Below are 21,124 nucleotides of genomic sequence, written 5' to 3'. Positions count from 1 at the left end.
CGGCTCAGCCGTTTTTTTGTTTGCAATTTAGTTAAAGAATTGTAAAACAAAGAGTAAAGTGGATAGAATGGTGATGAGTATGAAACGTTTCATTGAAGAATATATGTTTGTTATTTATACAAGTGTGCTTTTCCTCTTCGTGTTAAATACGTTCATAGCAAATGCAATATTGGCATATGTTGTAGGGGTGTTGTCGATACCAATGCTTTGTGTATCGTTTTTGGGGGCGGCTAAGTTATTCCGAATTTTGGGTGTGATTTTTCTTTCGGTTGGCATCGCTTTGTTTATATATTCTGGGTTACCAATCTATCAAATCCCAATATTTATGACGTCTACCATGCCATTATTAGCTTTTTTAGCTATGTTGCCATGGATGAACAGTGTGGTGCGAGCAGGACGATTTGATCGTCGAATTAATGAAATAATGAAAGTGAATGTTACTAATTTAGGAAGATTGTATGAGAGAAGTTCTTTTACCACGTATGTACTTTGTACGTTTATTAATTTATCAGCGTTATCACTTTCTCAAGAAGTATTGAAGGAAATATGACGAACTTAAAGAAAAAAATACAAGACTCTTTTATTAGTAGATCGACCCTAAGAGCGTTTGCTGTTGCATTAGCGTGGAATCCAATGGAAGTCATGGTTGCTATCACAGTCGATGCTACTGGAGTGAGTTACTTAACCTTTTTACCTTGGTTATTTTTATGTTCATTCATCGTTTTTACTATTGATCTGTTATGGGGGAGGAAGAAATTTAATCAAATCCCATATGAGCCCATTGGAATGAGTAGGCCTCGTGATTTACAACCGAAAAAAATCGCTGTGAAAATTGCACAGCTTATTATGGCTCTGTCTATCTTTCTATTGACTGTTGTTAGTATCGGCAATTACTTTCAATTAAACTTACTCCTTTCTGTTACATTAGTTATTTTGCCATTTTCATTTACTTGGGCTTTCATAATGAGACGGATTCGAAGTTTCGTTGCAATTGGTTGGAACTCATGGAAGCTGCGAACAAATAGTATGCAAAACTTTGTTGTTCTCTTTTTATCGTTAGCTTTTTTTTCAAGTAGTTTAAATGAAACACCGTTTCTTGGAATCATTCAACAACCATTTATAGTAGCAGCGGAAACACCGTTTTTAATTTTGCTGCTAGTCCAAGCAACATACCTTGTGATGAGCATGATAGGAGTGCACCCAATTGCGACAATAGGTGTCCTAATGGAAGTGTTGCAGCCATTATATGAAATTATCAATCCTCTTAGTATTGGAATGGTCTTAATTACAGGTGCATTGGCAACAGCGACAGTTGGGGCATATGGAGTAACGGTTACCATCACTTCTATGAACACAAATCAAAATCCTTATCGAATTACTATTAGAAATATTCCGTTTGCAATTTTATATGGAGGAGTCGGAACTCTCATTGGTTTTTTCTTACTGTAAGGATGAGATTGTTTGAGTAGTTTGAGTACTTTAATAATTAAAAAAGTGAAGGAAAGTAGAGAATATTCCCTTATTTGGGAGGTTTATATATGAAGCGATCAGAATTAAAGGCGTTTGCTATACAAACAAGACGCGACCTACTTTATGAGGTGTCTACACGTGCTGAGTTATTTGGTCTAAAAGAAAATAAGTTGTTGCAAATGGAAGAAAAACATGAGCAACTTCTTATTAATGATCTGTTGTACCCAACAAAAATGAAGTCTTCTTTTCAATCATTGCAAAGTGAACTGAACTATAAGGGGGTTGGTCAGTTGATAGAGGAAGTGTCCTATACGTGGTTTAATCGAATGGTGGCCATCCGATACATGGAAGTGAATGAGTTGATTCCAGACCGGTTACAGGCAATGGACTCCTTATCTGAATCTACACTTAGACAATTCATAAGTGCAATACAGCTCTACATTGACTTGAATGAAGAAGTACTATTCTCTTTCTTCAAGAAAGGAGCAATTGATTTACTGAATCGTAAGCTTTTCCTTGCTCAATGCAATCTGTTGCATGCAATCTTACCTGCTTCATTTGATAAAATTGAAGATTATACGGAATTGTTGTTGCCGGATATGTTATTAGATCAATATTCTTGTATAAATAAATTTTTACGAAGTGAAAGCTTAACCGAAAGTTTTTCCGAGGTCGAAATCATTGGATGGATGTACCAATTTTATAATAGTGAACCTAAAGATCAAGTATTTGCTAATCTAAAGCAAAATAAAAAAATGGAAACACAAGATATCGCTGTAGCTACACAGCTTTTTACACCTAAATGGATTGTACAATATATGGTTGAGAATACGTTAGGTAATTTATGGATTAATGCCAATCCAGTTTCAAATTTAAAGCACTCCATGCCCTATTATATTAAACCAATTGAGAAGGACGTTATCGTTCACAACAAACAATTAGATTATTCCCCTGTTAACCTAAAAAAGATCACATTCCTTGACCCATGTGTAGGATCAGGTCATATTCTTGTGTATGCTTTTGATTTGTTGTACGAAATGTATATTGAGGCTGGCTATGAAAATGAGTTGATTCCTCGATTAATTTTAGAAAATAATCTTTATGGAATCGATATTGATAATCGTGCAGCACAGCTTGCAACCTTCAGTTTGTTAATGAAAGCTTGTCAAAAATCAAAAACAATATTACAAAATGACATACAAATAAACATTATTTCGATACAAGAATCGAAGGACCTTGATGTTATTTCTGTCGCAAATCTATTAGCAAGTGATGAAAATGAATCAGCTGAACTTATACAGCTATTCACATCATTTGTTAATGCGAAGCAATTAGGATCCGTTTTGCAGCCTAATCAAATCAATTTTGATAAGTATATAAACAGAATTAAGGATCTGGATTTAGAATTAGCTGTCGATAATTATGATGTATTTGAGAAATTAGACCTTACACTTCAGCTTTTAACACAAGGAAAGATGTTAGCGTCGTCATACGATATTATCGTCACAAATCCACCATATATTGGAATAAGAGGGTTGAACAAATCAACAAGTGATTATATTAAGAAGTATTTTCCCTATAGTAAGTATGACATGTCAGCCGTTTTTATGGAACGAGTGCTCCGTTTCACAAAAGAGAATGGTGTCTTCTCCATGCTTAACCAGCAATCATGGATGTTTTTAACAAGCTATAAGAAATTACGGTTGCAGCTTTTAAATGAGACTACTATTATGTCCATGTTACATTTAGGAGCACATACATTTGAAGATATTGGTGGGGAAGTTGTTCAAAGTACGGCATTTGTTTCAAAACGTAATTATATTAGCGGGTATAATAGCACCTATTATCGACTCATTGATTATAAGAATACAGAACTTAAGAGAGAAGCTTTTTTAAATGGCAAAGGTAAATACACATGTATACAAGAAAGGTTTTCGATTATTCCAGAAACACCTATCGTATATTGGTTAACTAAGAAATTAACAAATGTCTTTTTAAAGGGAACACCATTAAAACAAATTGCAGAACCGAGACAGGGGCTAGCTACAGCTGATAATAATCGGTTTCATCGTTATTGGTATGAAGTTCGATTTTCAGATATCGGCTTTTCACATGACCGAGAGTCTGCACTAGAAAGTGATAAAAAATGGTTTCCATTAAATAAAGGTGGCCCTATACGGAAGTGGTATGGAAATAACGAGATGGTTGTAAATTGGCAGCATGACGGGAAAGAAATACGAGAGGATAAACTACATAAACTATCGATTGGAAAATGCTTGCCTAGTAATTCAAAACCAAAGAATGTACCATATTATTTTCGAGAAGGAATTACATGGTCGCTAATAAGCTCAAGTAAATTTGGTGTACGTTGTTATCCAAAGGGAATGATTTTTGATGTTGGTTCTCATGCTATCTTTTGTGAAAAAGCAGACTATTATTACTTTGCAAGCTTTTTAAATTCTACAGTTGCAAGTACTCTTTTACATACATTGAACCCAACAATTAATTATAGTTCGGGTGTTATTGGAAAACTCCCTATTATTCAAAAAGAAAAAAACGAACAAATTGACAGGTTAACGAAAGAGAATATTGATATAGCGAAGCAAGATTGGGATTATGAAGAAACGTCTTGGGATTATTCTCAGCATCCGTTTCTAGCTTATAAAAATGAACAGTTTTTATCCTCAATTTTTATTAAATGGAAAGAAACAAAAGAGATGATGTTTGCTTCATTAAAAGAGAACGAAGAAAGACTGAATCGAATTTTTATAGAGCTTTACGATTTAAAAGGTGAGTTAACACCGGAAGTTAAGGAGAAAGATATAACAATATCGTTACCTGAAAGAGAGCGTGATACTAAATCATTTCTTTCTTATTTTATAGGGTGTTTATTTGGAAGATACAGCCTTGATGTACAGGGGTTAGTTTTTGCAGGGGGAGAATGGAATCACTCTTTATACCAATCCTTCCAGCCTAATCAGGATGGCATTCAATTGCTAACAGTTGAAGATTCTTTTGGGGACGATGTTCTGACCCGTTTACGGTACTTTTTAGCGGCATGTTTCGGAAGTGCTTACGTTGAAGCTAATCTATTATGGTTGGCACAATCTCTAAAGATGAAACAAAACGAAACAGCTGAAGAAAGAATAAAGAGGTATTTCTTAGAAGAGTTTTTCAGAGACCATCTAAAAACATATCATAAACGTCCAATATATTGGTTATTTAACTCAGGAAAAGAAAAAGGATTTAGGGCGTTAGTATATATGCACCGGATTCAACGGGATACGATCGTCAACATTGAAAACCGTTATATACGTCGACTAATCAAAAAGAAAATGGATCAATTGAAGGAGTTACAAGAAATGGTCGCAAATCAAACGTGTTCAAATAAGGATAAAAAGAAGATTCAAAATAAGATCACATTGCTTGAAGCACAAGTGATTGAGTTAGCTAATTATCGGGAGAAGTTTGATCAATATCATGAAGTAGCTCTAGAATTAAACTTGGATGAAGGAGTCGAATCCAATCAAAAACTTTTTTCGAAATTTTTATCAAATCGTTAGGAGGGAGGCTTCTAAATATCAAACATGTTATTGATGCAAGCAATTTTACTTTGCACGGTTCTTTTAGTAAAGATTATCAGCCAATCCTAACCATTCAACCAGGTGACTCAGTCCAATATTCAACGGTTGATATTGGATGGGGACTTACCGAAAGAAATGGAAAGAAAACAGAATATACTTCAAGGGAAAATGAAGGGATGTTGGGGCATCCAGTTGTCGGACCTATAGAAATTAGTGAAGCCAGAGCAGGAATGACACTTGAAATTAAAATTAATGAGATTGTTCCTAGTTGGTATGGGTGGAACTGTGCTGCAGGTAAATCAAATTGGCAGAATGATCAGTTAGGCTTATCAAATCAAGAACCAATTAGATTCGATTGGACAATTGATAACGAAAAACGTATTGCAATAGGGAGAAGGAATAATAGAGAATTCTCCGTTCCAATTCAGCCCTTTATGGGCGTAATGGCGACAGCACCAAGTGAACCGGGTGTTCATTCAACGATTCCTCCTCGTTACTGTGGAGGCAATATCGATTGTAAGGAGCTTGTCAAAGGAAGTACGTTATATTTACCGATAGCTGTTGATGGTGCATTGTTCTCAGTAGGAGATGGCCATGCAGCACAAGGTGACGGTGAGGTGTCTGGACAAGCAATTGAATGTCCAATGGAACTCGTTGATTTAACTTTTTATGTAAGGGAAGAAATATACTCACATATGCCGTATGCCAACACACCTGCAGGATGGATTACTTTTGGATTCGATGAAGATTTAAATAAAGCAACAATCCTTGCATTAGGTGGAATGATATCTCTTATTCAACAACAATACAAAGTCAGTAAATCCGAAGCAACCGCGTTAGCTAGTGTGGTGGTTGACCTTCGCATTACACAAATTGTGAATCAAGTTAAAGGGGTCCATGCAATATTACCACACGGTGCACTACGTTAACCTGTTCGAACCTCATAAAAAAATTGAAGAAAAGAATGCTTTTTGGATTGAAAATCACAGCTTTGGTTCAAAATAGGGTTAGCAGGAACAAATTTATGCAAAAGGCTAATACTATTAAAGAGGTGATCGTTCATGACATTAGATTGGTTTGATAGAGTATCTGCAGAGCTGCAAGACGATCTAGAATCAATTTGTGAACAGTATGATCAAATTGGTCATATGTCTATTGATAAAGGAGCTAAGCACCCTCGAATTGAATTTTTTGTTGAATCTGAGGAAAACGACCGTGAGTATTTTTGCACGCTTTTTTTTGATCCATTTAACAATGAGTTCTATATCGAGTCATTTGATTTAGATCTTGACCTTAGTTCACGAACGATACTCGAAGATATAGATGATATTATCGATGCTGTTCATGAAAGTTTCCATGAATTTATGGAGGACGAAGACTATGTTACAGCATATGAATACGAGTATGATGATCAGGATGAGGATTACATTGACAGTGATGAAGATGAATATGAAACGTTAGAAGTTGATTGGGAAACACCAGAGGTGACTGCCTATATTGATGAGAATGAAGATGTGGAAATCACCTATAAATTCGGTGTGATCCAGGAAACAGGGGATGGAATCCTCCAAAGAACGAACCGTGTAAAAACAGAGGATGATGAGTTAATTAAAGATGAATTTAACTTCATCTTCAGTAAGGATGAAGCTAGTACGATTATTGCCATGATTGCTAGTCATATGGATTCAATACAAAGTTTAGATACGGGGTACTAAACGTAAAAGGCCAAGGCCCTCCTTACATTGGAGAGGCCTTTTGACTTTTTAAGATGAAGTTACTGCTTTCATACCCTGTATTATTAGAATTCTGGTAAATTGTCTAAATTGTTTTCTTTTATCCCGTCAGGTTCACTACGTAAAATATCGCGTCCATATTTATGAAACACATCTACATGTGCCAGGTTTCCTTGTTTTGCTTCTGTTAAGGCGGTTAAGTAATCGAGTTCACGACCACTGCTTGTTTTAAAAGCAATTAAATCGCCATCATCATTTTTTCGAACGGCAATAATGCTTTCTTGCGAACTACTTGCTGTCATAGCCTCTTCTTGAGCTTCACTTTTTGCCTCGCTTCGGTACTGATTATAAACTTCTTCAAAATGGTCATTTGTTGTCATAAAATTTACCTCCTTTATTATCATTTCACTTAGTTTATGTATTTTAAAAGTTTGAATACAAAAAGGGTAATTGTCTAAAAATACAAGAGTAATAATTAAAAAATGTACAACAAAAATGAGAGATGGCGTTTACAATATCTTTACAATATCTTTACATTGGAATCATTTACATTCTCATAACAATTCCTTAATATGTGAAAGGGGGCAAACGTTGTAGAACCTTGTCGAAACGATATTTAAGAAGGGTTGATGAAATTGGATTTACAAACAATTTTGTTTATGTTTTTGGGTGGCTTAGGGATTTTCCTATTTGGGATAAAGTACATGGGAGATGGGCTTCAAAAAGTAGCAGGTGATCGTTTAAGAGATTTGTTAGATAAATTTACAACAAATCCAATCATGGGTATTCTTGCAGGACTAGTTGTCACGATTCTGCTTCAAACGAGTACTGGTACAACCGTTCTCACAATCGGACTAGTTAATGCGGGTTTTATGACGTTAAAACAAGCTATTGGGGTGATTATGGGAGCGAATATCGGAACAACAGTAACAGCGTTTATCATCGGGATTAAAATATCAGCGTACGCGTTACCGATTATCGCTGTTGGTACGTTCTTAATTTTCTTCTTTAAAAATCAAAAGGTTAACAACTATGGACAAGTTATCTTTGGCTTTGGAGCATTATTTTTAGGTTTAAATTTTATGGGCGATGCGATGAAGCCAATGAGAGAGGTTCAGGCTTTTGTGGATTTAACCGTAAGTATGAGTGACAATCCGTTGTTAGGTGTATTAATTGGTACTATTTTTACCGTTATTGTTCAAAGTTCTTCAGCTTCAATTGGTTTATTACAAACTTTGTTCTCTCAAGGTTTAATGGATTTAGATGCGGCTTTACCTGTATTATTTGGTGATAATATTGGTACGACGATCACAGCTGTCCTTGCTTCTTTAGGAGCTTCAATAGCAGCGAAAAGAGCAGCACTTACCCATGTTATTTTTAACTTAATTGGTACCATTATTGTTTTACTTTTATTTAGACCATTTGTGTTCTTAATTTCTAATATTCAAGACAGTTTATTGCTGAATCCTGAAATGACGATTGCTTTTGCACACGGTATATTCAATGTGTCTAACACTTTGATCCAGCTGCCGTTCATTGCGATGTTAGCATTAATTGTAACAAAAATTATTCCAGGAAAAGACTCAGCAATCGAGTACAAGGCTCAACATTTAGATGAGCGCTTTATAAGAGAGGCCCCATCGATTGCACTTGGTCAGGCGCAAAAGGAAGTTCTTAGAATGGCTGAGCTTTCAGAAAAAGGTCTAGAAGAAGTCGGAAGATATATGAAGACTCATGAAAAGAAACATGGTGAATTAATACCTCAATTTGAGGATGCAATCAATAACTTAGATCGTAAAATAACTGATTATTTAGTTCAATTGTCTTCCCATTCCTTTACTGTAGAAGATTCGAGGCTGCATTCAACCTTAATGGATACAGTAAGAGACATTGAACGTATTGGCGACCATATGGAAAATATTATGGAGTTGGTCGATAGTCAGATTAGAAACAAAGTGAAGTTTTCAGAATCGGCTATTGCCGACTTAGATGAAATGTTTGACTTAACTTTATCTACTTTAAGACAGTCGATTAAAGCGCTAGAAACACAGGACTTAAGTGAAGCAAAGGCTGTTCTAGAAAAAGAAGACAAGATTGATAAAATGGAACGTGATCTTCGTAAAAAGCATATTACTCGTTTAAATGAAAATCGTTGTACAGGGTCAGCAGGAATTATTTACGTTGATATTGTAAGTAATTTAGAGCGAGTAGGAGATCATGCTGTAAATATTGCTGAAGTGGTAATTGGAGAAGACTAAAGCGAAACGGGTTGTCCCAAAAGTCCGGAACATAGGAGGCAATGGCTCGGGGGTGTCTCAAAAGGTCAAAAACAGACCTTTTGAGACACGCCTTTTTTATTATAAACACACTAAGGGCACCAAACCAAAAAATGTAAAGGTTTTGATTTGATTACAATGGACATTACAGCATAAAATAATAGTAACAAGTACTTTTCTTGTCAGGCAAATCTGTCCTGTCATGTCACACCTTCTGAAGGAGTACAAAATGAATAAATTAACTACCGTATATCCACAAGCAGTTGAGCATACAAAAAGAAAAATAACGGAAGATATAGAACGTTATTTAGAAGAAAAAAAATCCATACCGACTTATGAGCAGTACATAGCAGATCGCCATAACTATGTAGAGCAAATTTGGGTTAATGTATGGCTAAATAAAATTACTAATGATGTGTCAAAAAAAGAAAAGAAAGCTTTTTTAACAGAAAGAAATTACGAAGTAGACGGAGTAGATAAAAAAATCATTAACCGCTTATTCCGTAATGAAATGAGAGACTACCGGCCATTTAATGTGGTCAGCTGGCTAAAAGAGAGGTTCTCTGGTAAAGAACAAGAATGGAATGAACTTTTTGATAAAGCAAAAATGAATTACGCTAAGCGAAAAGAAGAAGAACGCTTAGCTGAAAAACGTAAAAAGGTTGAATCGAATATTGAAGCTGTTTTACAAGAAATAATGGAACAAGATCAAGAACATTTGTACCTTTATATACGTCATCGAGTAAGTCAGCAATTGGCGTCTGATTTTAAGACGAAGCCAAAGTATCGAAAAATTGAAACATTTAAGATTGAAGAAGAATTAGAAGAAATTGGACCGTTTTCTCCAAAAGATTATTTTACTGTTTCAAAGTTCTTTGATGAGTTAACTGGATCTGTACAAAAAGCGTATTACTGGGAGTATGAAAGATATTTATTTGCTTACCAGCGTTTTATTAATGAAAAATTAAGGTTGTATGTAAGTAGGCTAGTATTAGAACGTCTATCCAGCGAAACCTATACTCAGTATAAGGAAATTTACAATCAACCTTTAACCGATATAAGAGTAAGTGTGATTGTTAAACCATATCTTCCATATTGGGAGAAACGATTTTTTTCTAATATCCAATCAGAGTTGCTTGATGATCTATTGAGCCTTGCAGAGGTTCCGTTTGATGTGGATGAACACAAAAAGATTTATCACAACGACTTGATTGAGCGTGAACGAAAGAAAGCGGAAGAAGAGGCGGAGGTAAAAAGAAAGCAAGAAGAGGAAGCAAGAATTCTTGATGATATTTTCGGGCGTGAATATAGACCTTCATCGGGGAGAAATATTCGTTATGTCTTGCATATTGGTGAGACTAACACTGGCAAAACACATCATGCATTGGAACGGATGAAAGCAGCTTCAAGTGGCTTATATTTGGCTCCACTTCGGTTACTTGCTTTAGAGATCTATGACAAATTAAATGCAGAAGGAATACCTTGTACATTAAAAACAGGAGAAGAAGAAAAAACTGTAGAAGGCGCAGCTCATAATTCTTGTACGGTTGAAATGTTTCATGAAAAAGAGTTTTATGATGTGGTTGTTATTGATGAAGCGCAGATGATTGCAGATAAAGATCGTGGCTTTTCATGGTATAAAGCAGTAACGAAAGCAAATGCAAATGAAGTTCATATTATTGGGAGTCGAAATGCAGAATCGATGGTGCTTGAATTATTAGGGGATTCTGAAGAAATAGAAATCCATGACTATAAGAGAGATATCCCACTTAAAGTTGAAAGAAAAGAATTTAAAATGAGTCACACGAAAAAAGGCGATGCATTAGTTTGTTTCTCAAGAAGAAGAGTTCTTGAAACAGCTTCACAGTTACAAAAGAATGGGCACTCTGTCAGTATGATTTATGGGAGTATGCCACCTGAAACTAGAAAAAAACAAATGCAAAGATTTATTAATGGCGAGACAACAGTCATTGTATCGACAGACGCAATTGGTATGGGTTTGAATTTGCCAATACGTAGAATTGCGTTTTTAGAAAATGAAAAGTTTGATGGAACTAGAAGAAGAAGGCTCACTTCACAGGAAATTAAACAAATAGCAGGACGGGCAGGTCGAAAAGGAATCTACGATGTCGGGAAAGTCGCCTTTACGAGTGAGATAAAGATTATGAAGCACCTTTTACAACAAGAAGATGAATCGATTCAGTCATTTGCGATTGCACCTACAAATGCTGTGTTCGAACGATTTCAAAAGTATTATCGTGACCTAGGAACTTTCTTTGAGCTATGGGAGAAATTTGAAAGTCCTAAAGGAACGAAAAAAGCTAGTCTGTCCGAAGAACGTGATTTATATGAAACAATTAGAGGTACTGAAATTGAAGCTCGCCTCTCGATGATGGACTTATATGGATTTTTACATTTGCCCTTTTCATCAAAAGAACCAGGATTAACCGAGCAATGGCAAGAGAAAATGATTGCTATTGTGAGGGGAGATGATTTACCAGAGCCCCAAATTGTGAAAGGGTCGCTCGAAGAACTTGAGCTTTCTTACAAATCGATTGGTTTGCATTTGTTGTTCCTATATCGATTGGAAAGAAGAACAGAAGCAATTTATTGGGAGCGGGTACGTGAGGAAATAAGTGACGGCGTCCATGAAGTCCTGAAAAATGATGTAAGGAATTTATCAAAAAAATGTAAATATTGCGGTAAAAGTATGTCATGGGAGCATGAATTTACAATGTGCGATGACTGCCACAAATCACGATATCGACAAAGGGAGAGAGGAGCGTACCGGAATCGAAAGTATTATAGGTGAAAAATGCAATATACCTCGTTTTAAAATACGAAGTATATTGCATACATTATCACCCCACTTCAAGAATACGGTATCCATGTTTATTCAAATCTTCCAGTATTTTTGTTAATTTCGGTGTCTGTTCTATTTTTATAAGCAGTCTTCGCAGATATTTTGAATCAGCTTCAAATCCGATGTCAGAAATGATATTTACATTATATTTTGTCATTATTTTGGATACACCTAGTAACGTTCCTACTTGATTATGAACACCTAAAAGAATTCGAATACCTTTTACGTTAGTACCAAAACAAGATTCTAACGTTTTTTCTACAATGGAACGTTTGATAATTCCAACAAATTTGTTTCCATCAAGGACAGGAACAAATGGGTATCTAACAATGATAGGCAAACAATCCTCAAAATGACTTTTTCTTAGGTCAACATATTCTGCAGAGGTTGTTTTTTCTACACAATCAAAAATAGGATGTTTATGCAATTCTTCTAAAGGTGTAGACAAGGGTTGCAACTCGTAATATTCAAGAATAGAGCGTTTGCTTAAAATGCCCAAAAAAGAAGATCCGTCTTTTGATAATACAGGAAGACTATAATGGGATTGCCCTAAGATGTCCAATGCTTTTCCAATGGTTATTTCCGGATTGAGTAAAATAAGGTCTTTTTTTTTGTGTTAAGCAATTACGAATAAACATACGAACCACCCCGTTCTGGTATTACTATCATTATTATTCGAACTGAGAAAATAGATATCTGCCTATACTTGACAAAATAAAATGAGTACTATATTTGTAGGAGTGATGATATGAGTAAGGAGAAAGTGTTAATATTGATCGGTTTTTTTCTTGTAAACGGACTTTTAATTGGGAGTTTATTTACTGGTAGGGACTATATTATGGAGATTCTTCTGTTCACATTGGTAGCAAATGTTCTTTATGTTGGTTTGCTAGCTTACATAAAAAGACAAGCAAGTTCAGATTGACTGATCAAGAAATAGGAGGAGTTCAAAAGCAATTTTAGAATTCGTCTTTTTATGAATTCACATTAAAAAAGATAGTGCAATCACAAAAATAGATAAATGGTATAAAAGGTCCAACGTATTTCTTCCAAAAGATTTATTAAGCATATTCAATGCAACGTAACCAGACCTAATTACAATAATAATTAAAGCTATTTTTATTATAATGGTTGGAATCATGTCACACCTCCACTTAGTAGGTCTTTTATAATATGAGGCTGTGGTGGAGATTAAGACTAATAATTGAAAAGGGATTATCCCAAAAAGTCTGCTGTTGACCTTTTTAGATAACCCCTTGAAACAGCGCCTTATTTACCTATTGTTTACGTTTTTTAATTTCTTGCGTTACTACAAAAGCAAGATCTTCATTTCCAAAAAGTGAAAGTACGCCAAGTAACGTCTCATCAGGAATCTCCTCTGATTCATTCTTTGGAACGGTTAATTCAATTGCTTGTTGTAGTGCGGGATTCCTAGTTTGGTTAGGATAAGCTTCTCCATAGATAGAAGCAGGATCTAAATCATGATTGACACACCACTGTGCAAAAACAAGGATCATCATGTGCTCATCACGTTGGAAGTTACCAACGATTCGTTCTTCGACTTCTTTATGTTTCATTGTTTCTTTGCTCCTTTAATCTGTTTCATTCATTAGTGAGTTTAATTGTTTATAGAAGTTTTTGTTATAAGATGTAATGATATGAGTTCTTGCCTTCGAAAGAGGAATTACGGCTTTGCAACCGCGAGCCTGGCACGATACTTCATCTTGATTCACCTGAATTAAGTACTTTTTTCGTTTTTTACATGAAGGGCATGTAGCACTAATTAACTGTACAGTTGCACCTCTTGAAAAGGCCCCGTCCGTTTTATCTTTTGTTACTTTGGAGAATTCTTGAAACAACACAGCATTTGTTGCAGCTCGACCTGTGCGTTTAATTAATGTTTCAAGAGTTAGTAATGGTTTGGGGTTTCTAACTGGTTTTTTCTTAACGGTAATATTATCATACTCATCCATCTCTAATAACCCGTATCCTTTAGGGATTTCTTCGATGCTTAATAAGCCTACCGGTGTCATCAAATAGGCATAATCGGCTATTTGATGATACCCATAGTCTGAATGCAAGACCTCATCGCGAAGGAAGTCAGCACGAGTAGCTTTTACTTCAATTATGCGAGCTTCTTTCCTTTTTAGATTGATCCCTAAAGCATCCGCTTTAAAACGCTTCCTATGTACAAAAAGCTTTACTTCGTTTGCACACAGGTCTGTCATTTTATTTTTTAACCAATATAATGATTGTGTCTTAAAGTGTTTGTGAGTAGTACTTTCCATAATACATTCCTTCCAATTTCTCTTGTCTACAACCATCCAAAAACATAAAAACTATACAGAACTGCTGTTAATGTCAATCCAATCATACTAACAAACAGCAAATTTTGTTTCACAATTACACTTGTCGGCTTATCCATGAGCTTTGCAGCCATGAGCACTTGACCAGAAAAAGGTGATAATTGAGTTGAAACAGTCCAAGCAATTAATAAGACTAATGCTAGGTATTCTGGACTCACACCGAATTGATCAGGTGATAAAGCACTCCCAATTCCTATTACGATAATAACAGGATGAATTCCAATTTGCGCAAGGAGTGTAGCTAAAATCACCAAAAATAAACTGATGAAAAAGACTGATCCAAATGAAGCTTGGAACAGCACCTTCGATAAAAAGTTTCCGATATCTGTAAGTGACATAGCCATTCCAAGAAAACCTGCACTAATAAAAACGGCCAGTTCATTTTTTAATTTGATAAAAGCTGTTTGAACCTGTTCGGAAACATCTTGAATAAATGTTTTTAAGTTGTTAGTCATCATAGCAAAACAAATTGGCAAAACAATTGCTAGTAATGATACGACTGTTAGCATTCGAACATGTAGTAAGAAATCCAATAGAAAAGATAAGATGATTAGAATCGCACAGAAAGTGACAAATCCACGTATTGACGATTGATTTGAATGACCTTTCGGTGTTTGGTCCACTTTTTCAATGAGAGGATCATGTTGAAATGATATTTTCTTAAACATAATTATACAAAAACCAATATAGAAACACGCAAGAATTAAGCCGTAGCCACCAATGTCAAACCAAGCAACATCAAACAAAACAAGAACAAGACCAACATTAACAAAGTAAGGGGACCATAGCATCGACGTAGCAAATCCACGCATAATGGTTAATGTTAATGCCTGATTTCGATAGCTTGAGAAACTTTCATCTGCAATCCTCTTCACAATAGCCATAGACCCGAAGTTTAATAAGACACTCATTGTAGCAGTTAAGATAAAGCTAAGACGATATGGATGTTGTCCGACTTTATTTTGTCGTTCTTGTACCTTTTCTTTTAAGGCGGATAAATAACCAGCAGTTGACAAAAATGTCCCAATTAACGGGATTAGCAAAAACAAAGTAAGTAAATTAACATTTTCACCGAAACCAAGTAGAGCTAAAGTGAAACCACTTTTTTCAATCATTAAACATATGGTCCCAGCAGCAAGCAAGAGCAAAACAATAACTCGGTTCATTGTTGTTAAGAAAAAGAGTGCACAAATAAGTAAAATAGCTGAAAAAGTACTATAAGTAACCTTTAAAATCGAACTTGGAAAGAATGAATCAATTAGGTAAAGGATTGAAGTTACATAACAAAGGACTCCTAAAACGCGTGTGAACAAATGAAAATGCGTAACAGCCATCTCCTTTTTCCTGTTAAATTCAAATACTTTTTTCCACTCACCTTATTTTAAAGTGAATGAGCGATTGCGTAAAGGGATAAGAAAGTCTGGATATTAAAGAGTTGTTATAAAAAGTAAGGAATTACCGTAATAAAATAGCTGTTGGCTTGATAAGATTAGTTAAAACATTTTCCATCCCTACCTATAGAAAGGGTGTTTGTAATGGACATTATTGAGGCAATTTTAACGAGAAGGACGATCGGCCTCGTGAAGGAGGATCCGGTTCCTAAAAAATTAATTGAACAGATTCTCCATGCCGGAACGCATGCCCCTAATCATTTTCGAACAGAGCCATGGAGGTTCTTTGTCTTAACTGGAAATGCGAGGAACCGATTAGGAAATGTTTTTGAGGAAATTACAAAAGCAAGCCTCGAGGATCCTACAACAGAAGAAAGTCAAAAAAAATTAAGAAGAAGTCAAACCAATCCACTACGTGCACCAGTCATTATTGCGGTTGGAGTTGAACCAAGTAAGAAAAAAAATGTGATTGTTAAAGAAGAGTATGCAGCTGTCAATAGTGCCATTCAAAATATGCTGCTTACCACCCATGGGTTAGGCTTGGGAGCAATTTGGCGCACGGGTACGATATGCTATGATGAAAAAGTCAAGGAATTTTTTGGAATGTCTGAAGAAGGGGAAATATTAGCCTTTATTTATCTCGGTTATTCAAATATGAAAACCCCAAAAGTTAAGAAAACTCCGTTCGAGGAAGTTACAACATGGTTTGAATCTTAATAGGGATAACTGCACCCTTTGTAGAAATGGATATGGCATCCTTTCTACAAAGGGTGACGAGTTTATGAAATAAAAAAACGAAAGATATAATATGCACTGCTTACCGACTGAAAGAAAAAGAGAAACCCCCAAACAAATGCAGGGATATATGTTAAATTTTGGAGTCCGTAGGCATCACCCGCGTTCTGCCTATTGGACATGCTTAAAAGAAAAATAGTTATTGATGCTAGTAAAGAGTGAACTAAAACGATGCTTGAAAGAAAGTAAACGACGATCTCCTTGACTAAACGTAGCTGAAAGTACATTAATAAAACACAACTTCCAATAAAGAATAGGAGCCAAATGACCCCATAAAAGTTACGAACCCAAAGAAGCAAATTTATTATTGCTAATCCCAAAAATGAATAAAATAAAACCAAAACGTGACCCTCAGCTATAAGGTAGAAGCTTAACACAGAGACAACTGATGCGAATGTATATCCAGCATAAGTAACGATAACTGAACTTACCCAGGATCTTGAAGATGTATACGCTACTCCCTCAGTTGTTCGGTATAAAGAGATTGAATAAACTTTTCCACTTGTTAAAAGGGATGCGATGGCATGACCACTTTCGTGAACTAAAGTATGAACTGTACCGAAAAGTGATTTGAGTAATGGGATAAATGTAATAATAACTGCAGCAAGAATATACAAATACAAATGATCCACATAAATCCCTCCTTCACTCTAAATCATAGCCAGATTGTCACTTTTTTAACATAAATGGTTTTGCAGTAGTTAGATAGAGTTAATTGAAGGCTCTTTTAGAAAAATTAGACAAAATGATGAAACGTGTTATTCTATTGGTAAAACAATTTATTCTAAATAAGTGGAGGCCAATAATGAATTATCTTTCAATAATCGTCCCGTTCATTTTTATATTAAACATTGCTTTGGCGATTATGATTATCTTTTTAGAACGACGCAATGTCAGCTCTATTTGGATGTGGGTGTTAGTCTTAACCCTGCTTCCGTTAGCTGGTTTCTTTTTATACATTATTTTCGGTCGGAATTTGAGTAAATCAAAGTTATTTAGATGGGACGAAAAAAGTTATCTACTATTAAAAAAGCTGGTTTCCACACAATTAATGTCGTTTCGAGAAAAGAAAATAAAAACTAGAGACGATACAATAGAGAAATATAAAGATTTCATTATCATGAATCTTACTCATAACGCATCTCTGTTAACTCAAAATAATAAATTAGATGTATTTATTGATGGGAAAGAAAAGTTTCACTCTTTATTAGCTGATATTGAGCAAGCAAATCAGCATATACATATTTTATATTATATTATTCGTGATGATGAACTTGGAAATAAGTTAGCTGATGCTTTAGCCAAAAAAGCAAGTGAAGGGATTAAAGTCCGATTGTTGTATGATGACTTAGGTTCACGTAATTTAAGTAAAAGATTTGTACAAAAGATTAAATCTGCTGGCGGAGAGGTGGAATCATTCTTTCCACCAAAAATTCGTTTTATCAATTTAACGATAAACTTTAGAAACCATCGCAAATTAGTAATTATTGATGGGAAAGTAGGGTATATTGGGGGATTTAATGTCGGAGATGAATACCTTGGATTAAATGAGAAGTTTGGATATTGGCGTGATACCCATTTACGTATAGTTGGTGAAGCTGTGAATAACATTCAAACACGATTTATTCAAGATTGGAATCAAGCGGCAAGAAAAGAGTTATTAATTAAAGACTATCGCCTTTCTTTTGAGAAAGATTATGGTCAATGCGGAATACAAATTGTATCAAGTGGACCAGATTCTCAACTTGAACAAATAAAAAAAGCATATATTAAGATGATTTTATCAGCCAAAGATTATGTATACATTCAATCACCGTACTTTATACCAGATGAGAGTCTTCTAGACGCCTTAAAAATTGCTTGTTTTTCTGGATTAGATGTACGTATTATGATTCCAAATAAGCCAGATCACCCATTTGTGTACTGGGCAACGTACTCCAATATAGGAGAGCTTTTAAAAATTGGTGCAAAAGTATATATATATGAAAATGGCTTTCTTCATTGTAAAACGATTGTTTCTGACGGAGAAATAGGATCTGTTGGGACGGCCAATATAGATGTGAGGAGTTTTCGGTTGAATTTTGAGGTTAACGCATTCCTATACTCTTCCAAAGAAGTTGCTCGCTTAACGGATATTTTTTATAAAGATATGGATCATTCAAGAGAGTTAACACTTGAGCAGTATGAAAAGCGTACGTTAAAGATTCGCTTTAAAGAATCTGTTTCTAGATTGCTTTCTCCTATTCTTTAATTCACATAGGAATGGAACATGTTTGATTTGGGGGTGTTCTTTTTTGTTTTTAAAACCTTTTGAAACAAAACAAATGCTTGAGGCGATATTAGGCAGTATTGATGAAGCGATACATGTCGTGAACTCAGAGGGGATTACGATTTATTACAATCAAGTTGCCGCAACTAATGATGGATCTAATATAGAGGATGTGCTCGGGAAACACATTTTAGATGTGTTTCCATCTCTAAATAAACAGTCAAGCACATTGCTAAAAGTAATTCAAAATGGGAAACCGATCTTTCAGCAAACCCAAACATACACAAATATCAAAGGACAGCTTATTGATACTGTGAATACTACTCTTCCTATTCAAGTCGGCGATAAGATTATCGGGGCAGTTGAAATCGCAAAGGATTTAACGACAGTAAAAAAGCTCTCACAAACATTAATGGATCTTCAAGAGAAAGTGAATAACAAAAAATCAAAGCCGGTTCCCATTATGGGTGCAAAGTATGGCTTTGATGACATTATTACAAAAGACCCTGAAATGAATCGGGTAAAGAAACTTGCTCAAAAAGCAGCAAAGACGTCTTCGCCAGTATTGGTTTATGGTGAAACTGGGACAGGGAAAGAATTATTTACTCAATCGATTCACAATGCATCGATGAGGAGAAAAGACCCTTTTATTGCTCAAAACTGTGCATCATTGCCTGCTTCATTACTTGAAAGTACGTTATTTGGGACGAAAAAAGGGAGCTTTACAGGTTCAGTTGACCGAATTGGTTTATTTGAACTAGCTCATAAAGGGACGTTGTTTTTAGATGAAATCAATACAATGTCACTCGATTTTCAAACAAAGCTTTTACGTGTTATTGAAGATGGAGTCATTCGAAGGGTTGGTGGAATCGATTCTTATTTAGTTGATGTAAGGATGATTGTTGCTATGAATGAACATCCTTTAACGTGTATTGAGAAAAACCAACTCCGATCTGACCTTTATTACCGTTTAAATGTTTTCTTTCTAGAAATTCCTCCTTTAAGAAAACGAAAGCATGACATTCAATTGTTAGCCGAGCATTTCGTAAAGAAATACAATTACTCATTCAATAAATTGGTTGTTTCGATTGACGAAAGAGTAATACAAAAGTTAGAAAGTCATGATTGGCCTGGGAATGTTCGAGAACTTGAGCATACGATTGAATATGCAATGAATCTGGTAGATGAAGATACCATTACTGTGGAACATCTACCTATTTATCTTCAAGAACTAGGAAGTGTAAGGAAAAAATCAACTTCTTCGTCTCTTCGCCAAACATTAGAACAAACAGAGATTTCTATGATTCAGCAAGCATTAAAAGAATCCAATCAAAACATCTTACAAGCAGCCAATCGATTAGGTATCCCTAGACAAACTTTACAATATAAAATGAAGAAACACGGCATCTCTTTTAAAAATTGAAATAGAAAGGAGAATGGATGTGAAGTTACCTGAAAACAAAAGGTTGATAACCGCTCAATATACAGTGGATTTATTCTTAGATCATTTTAATAAGAGACTTAGAATCGATTATTACAGAGGTAATGTTAAAGCGATTGTAAGTGGAATAAGAGAATTTCTCAAGGAAAGCAAATTTACAAAAGTAATTTTTCATTCAAAGCCAGAACATTGGAAAGAATTGTTACAGTATGGATTTGAATTAGAAGCAATTTTCAAAGGTTATAACAATGGAACAGACCAATATACGATGGCTTTCTATTTAACAAATGAACGTCGAACGAGTGAAGACTGGATAAAAGAAGATGAAATACTAGCAGATGTTTATAAAAAAGGAAGGGATTCTGAAACAAAAGAAGCACCTGAAAATTATATCTTTAGAAGAGCAACAAAAAAGGATACAGACAAACTCGCCATGCTTTATCGAAAAGTTTTTAAAGTGTATCCAACTCCCATGAATGAACCTGAATATGTTAACAAAGTCATGAAAGCTGGTTCGATTTTTTATCTTGTTGAATATAACGATGAAATAGTGAGTGCGGCTTCAGCTGATGTTAATTATACGTATAATAATGCAGAACTTACTGATTGCGCGACTTTGCCTGAACATCGTAAGTACGGATTGATGAAGACATTATTGAGGGAGCTGGAAGGTGAATTAAAGAAGGAACAAATATTTTGTGCATTTTCCATTGCTCGTTCCTTGTCCTTTGGTATGAACTCAGTATTTTACCAACTTGGCTATCACTATACAGGCAGGCTAAGAAAGAATTGTTACATTTATGATAAGCTAGAAGATATGAATGTATGGGTGAAGGACTTATCTATGGAAGCTTCAGACTAGAAGAATTTTAATTTTAAAGAAATACTTCATCAAAGAGGGCACTAGATAAGTAAAAGTCGACCTTGAGGTGCCCC

18 protein-coding genes and 1 pseudogene are annotated in these 21,124 nt (G+C 35.2%); 12 read left to right on the top strand and 7 right to left on the bottom strand.

The window, feature by feature from the left end; genetic code table 11:
* Window positions 1-73: 73 nt before the first annotated feature.
* The 5 genes from SAY88_RS01805 (at window position 74) to SAY88_RS01785 (ending at window position 6,769) form a co-directional block, all read left to right on the top strand.
* Window positions 74-550 carry a hypothetical protein gene (locus SAY88_RS01805; protein ID WP_332628810.1) on the top strand — a complete coding sequence of 159 codons (477 nt, stop codon included), beginning with the start codon at window positions 74-76 and terminating at the stop codon, window positions 548-550.
* Window positions 547-1,449: a hypothetical protein gene (locus SAY88_RS01800; RefSeq protein WP_332628808.1), complete on the top strand. Its 903-nt coding sequence runs from the start codon at window positions 547-549 to the stop codon at window positions 1,447-1,449. The genes SAY88_RS01805 and SAY88_RS01800 overlap by 4 nt, the downstream gene beginning before the upstream one ends.
* 89 nt (window positions 1,450-1,538) lie before the next feature.
* Entirely contained in the window at window positions 1,539-5,033 is a 3,495-nt protein-coding gene (gene pglX, locus SAY88_RS01795) for a BREX-1 system adenine-specific DNA-methyltransferase PglX (RefSeq protein ID WP_332628806.1), read from the top strand.
* Window positions 4,991-5,983 (top strand): acetamidase/formamidase family protein, encoded by a 993-nt coding sequence (locus SAY88_RS01790; RefSeq protein ID WP_332629031.1) that lies wholly within the window; start codon window positions 4,991-4,993, stop codon window positions 5,981-5,983. The genes pglX and SAY88_RS01790 overlap by 43 nt, the downstream gene beginning before the upstream one ends.
* A 132-nt stretch (window positions 5,984-6,115) precedes the next feature.
* Complete coding sequence (locus SAY88_RS01785) at window positions 6,116-6,769, top strand: hypothetical protein (protein WP_332628804.1); 654 nt, start codon at window positions 6,116-6,118, stop codon at window positions 6,767-6,769.
* 83 nt (window positions 6,770-6,852) lie between these two features.
* On the opposite strand, the gene SAY88_RS01780 is transcribed toward SAY88_RS01785, so the two are convergent.
* On the bottom strand, window positions 6,853-7,167 hold the full coding sequence (locus SAY88_RS01780) for a DUF3892 domain-containing protein (RefSeq protein WP_332628802.1): 315 nt from the start codon (window positions 7,165-7,167) through the stop codon (window positions 6,853-6,855).
* A gap of 249 nt (window positions 7,168-7,416) precedes the next feature.
* Between SAY88_RS01780 and SAY88_RS01775 the strand changes: the two genes are divergently transcribed.
* Window positions 7,417-9,045 carry a Na/Pi cotransporter family protein gene (locus SAY88_RS01775; RefSeq protein ID WP_332628800.1) on the top strand — a complete coding sequence of 543 codons (1,629 nt, stop codon included), beginning with the start codon at window positions 7,417-7,419 and terminating at the stop codon, window positions 9,043-9,045.
* Between the two features lie 247 nt (window positions 9,046-9,292).
* Window positions 9,293-11,875, top strand: a complete 2,583-nt coding sequence (locus SAY88_RS01770; RefSeq protein ID WP_332628798.1) for a helicase-related protein — start codon at window positions 9,293-9,295, stop codon at window positions 11,873-11,875.
* A 49-nt stretch (window positions 11,876-11,924) separates the two neighbouring features.
* Here the strand turns inward: SAY88_RS01770 and SAY88_RS01765 are convergent, their stop codons facing one another.
* Both SAY88_RS01765 and SAY88_RS25910 read right to left on the bottom strand, forming a co-directional pair.
* Window positions 11,925-12,374 carry a hypothetical protein gene (locus SAY88_RS01765; protein WP_332628796.1) on the bottom strand — a complete coding sequence of 150 codons (450 nt, stop codon included), beginning with the start codon at window positions 12,372-12,374 and terminating at the stop codon, window positions 11,925-11,927.
* A 24-nt stretch (window positions 12,375-12,398) separates the two neighbouring features.
* Window positions 12,399-12,524 (bottom strand): annotated as a pseudogene (locus SAY88_RS25910) (CBS domain-containing protein); the annotation flags it as partial.
* A gap of 150 nt (window positions 12,525-12,674) precedes the next feature.
* On the opposite strand from SAY88_RS25910, the gene SAY88_RS01760 reads away from it, so the two are divergent.
* Window positions 12,675-12,851: a hypothetical protein gene (locus tag SAY88_RS01760; protein WP_332628794.1), complete on the top strand. Its 177-nt coding sequence runs from the start codon at window positions 12,675-12,677 to the stop codon at window positions 12,849-12,851.
* A 352-nt stretch (window positions 12,852-13,203) separates the two neighbouring features.
* Here the strand turns inward: SAY88_RS01760 and SAY88_RS01755 are convergent, their stop codons facing one another.
* From SAY88_RS01755 to SAY88_RS01745, 3 genes are read right to left on the bottom strand one after another with little or no spacing between them, the layout of a single operon-like run.
* Window positions 13,204-13,503 carry a hypothetical protein gene (locus SAY88_RS01755; protein ID WP_332628792.1) on the bottom strand — a complete coding sequence of 100 codons (300 nt, stop codon included), beginning with the start codon at window positions 13,501-13,503 and terminating at the stop codon, window positions 13,204-13,206.
* 15 nt (window positions 13,504-13,518) lie between these two features.
* Complete coding sequence (locus SAY88_RS01750) at window positions 13,519-14,214, bottom strand: hypothetical protein (RefSeq protein WP_332628790.1); 696 nt, start codon at window positions 14,212-14,214, stop codon at window positions 13,519-13,521.
* Between the two features lie 26 nt (window positions 14,215-14,240).
* Window positions 14,241-15,626: a hypothetical protein gene (locus SAY88_RS01745; protein ID WP_332628788.1), complete on the bottom strand. Its 1,386-nt coding sequence runs from the start codon at window positions 15,624-15,626 to the stop codon at window positions 14,241-14,243.
* Between the two features lie 201 nt (window positions 15,627-15,827).
* Between SAY88_RS01745 and SAY88_RS01740 the strand changes: the two genes are divergently transcribed.
* Window positions 15,828-16,400 (top strand): nitroreductase family protein, encoded by a 573-nt coding sequence (locus tag SAY88_RS01740; protein ID WP_332628786.1) that lies wholly within the window; start codon window positions 15,828-15,830, stop codon window positions 16,398-16,400.
* A gap of 62 nt (window positions 16,401-16,462) precedes the next feature.
* On the opposite strand, the gene SAY88_RS01735 is transcribed toward SAY88_RS01740, so the two are convergent.
* Entirely contained in the window at window positions 16,463-17,110 is a 648-nt protein-coding gene (locus SAY88_RS01735; RefSeq protein WP_332628784.1) for a M50 family metallopeptidase, read from the bottom strand.
* Between the two features lie 173 nt (window positions 17,111-17,283).
* On the opposite strand from SAY88_RS01735, the gene cls reads away from it, so the two are divergent.
* Genes cls through ablB form a run of 3 tightly spaced genes read left to right on the top strand, consistent with a single transcriptional unit; the run spans window position 17,284 to window position 21,050 of the window.
* Complete coding sequence (cls, locus tag SAY88_RS01730) at window positions 17,284-18,729, top strand: cardiolipin synthase (protein WP_332628782.1); 1,446 nt, start codon at window positions 17,284-17,286, stop codon at window positions 18,727-18,729.
* Window positions 18,730-18,772: 43 nt separating this feature from the next.
* Window positions 18,773-20,170, top strand: a complete 1,398-nt coding sequence (locus SAY88_RS01725) for a sigma-54 interaction domain-containing protein (protein WP_431308829.1) — start codon at window positions 18,773-18,775, stop codon at window positions 20,168-20,170.
* A gap of 19 nt (window positions 20,171-20,189) precedes the next feature.
* A complete protein-coding gene (gene ablB / locus SAY88_RS01720) occupies window positions 20,190-21,050 on the top strand; it encodes a putative beta-lysine N-acetyltransferase (RefSeq protein ID WP_332628780.1) in 861 nt (286 codons plus the stop codon).
* The last annotated feature ends 74 nt before the right edge of the window (window positions 21,051-21,124 follow it).

Source organism: Halalkalibacter flavus (assembly GCF_036663575.1).
Taxonomy (GTDB): domain Bacteria; phylum Bacillota; class Bacilli; order Bacillales; family Bacillaceae_D; genus Halalkalibacter; species Halalkalibacter flavus.
This window is presented reverse-complemented; position numbering and strand designations above follow the sequence as displayed.

Coding starts and splice junctions, on each gene's coding strand:
- SAY88_RS01805 (WP_332628810.1), top strand. CDS start 74: ATGAGTATGAAACGTTTCATTGAAGAATATATGTTTGTTATTTATACA.
- SAY88_RS01800 (WP_332628808.1), top strand. CDS start 547: ATGACGAACTTAAAGAAAAAAATACAAGACTCTTTTATTAGTAGATCG.
- pglX (WP_332628806.1), top strand. CDS start 1,539: ATGAAGCGATCAGAATTAAAGGCGTTTGCTATACAAACAAGACGCGAC.
- SAY88_RS01785 (WP_332628804.1), top strand. CDS start 6,116: ATGACATTAGATTGGTTTGATAGAGTATCTGCAGAGCTGCAAGACGAT.
- SAY88_RS01780 (WP_332628802.1), bottom strand. CDS start 7,167: ATGACAACAAATGACCATTTTGAAGAAGTTTATAATCAGTACCGAAGC.
- SAY88_RS01775 (WP_332628800.1), top strand. CDS start 7,417: ATGAAATTGGATTTACAAACAATTTTGTTTATGTTTTTGGGTGGCTTA.
- SAY88_RS01770 (WP_332628798.1), top strand. CDS start 9,293: ATGAATAAATTAACTACCGTATATCCACAAGCAGTTGAGCATACAAAA.
- SAY88_RS01760 (WP_332628794.1), top strand. CDS start 12,675: ATGAGTAAGGAGAAAGTGTTAATATTGATCGGTTTTTTTCTTGTAAAC.
- SAY88_RS01755 (WP_332628792.1), bottom strand. CDS start 13,503: ATGAAACATAAAGAAGTCGAAGAACGAATCGTTGGTAACTTCCAACGT.
- SAY88_RS01750 (WP_332628790.1), bottom strand. CDS start 14,214: ATGGAAAGTACTACTCACAAACACTTTAAGACACAATCATTATATTGG.
- SAY88_RS01745 (WP_332628788.1), bottom strand. CDS start 15,626: ATGGCTGTTACGCATTTTCATTTGTTCACACGCGTTTTAGGAGTCCTT.
- SAY88_RS01740 (WP_332628786.1), top strand. CDS start 15,828: ATGGACATTATTGAGGCAATTTTAACGAGAAGGACGATCGGCCTCGTG.
- cls (WP_332628782.1), top strand. CDS start 17,284: ATGAATTATCTTTCAATAATCGTCCCGTTCATTTTTATATTAAACATT.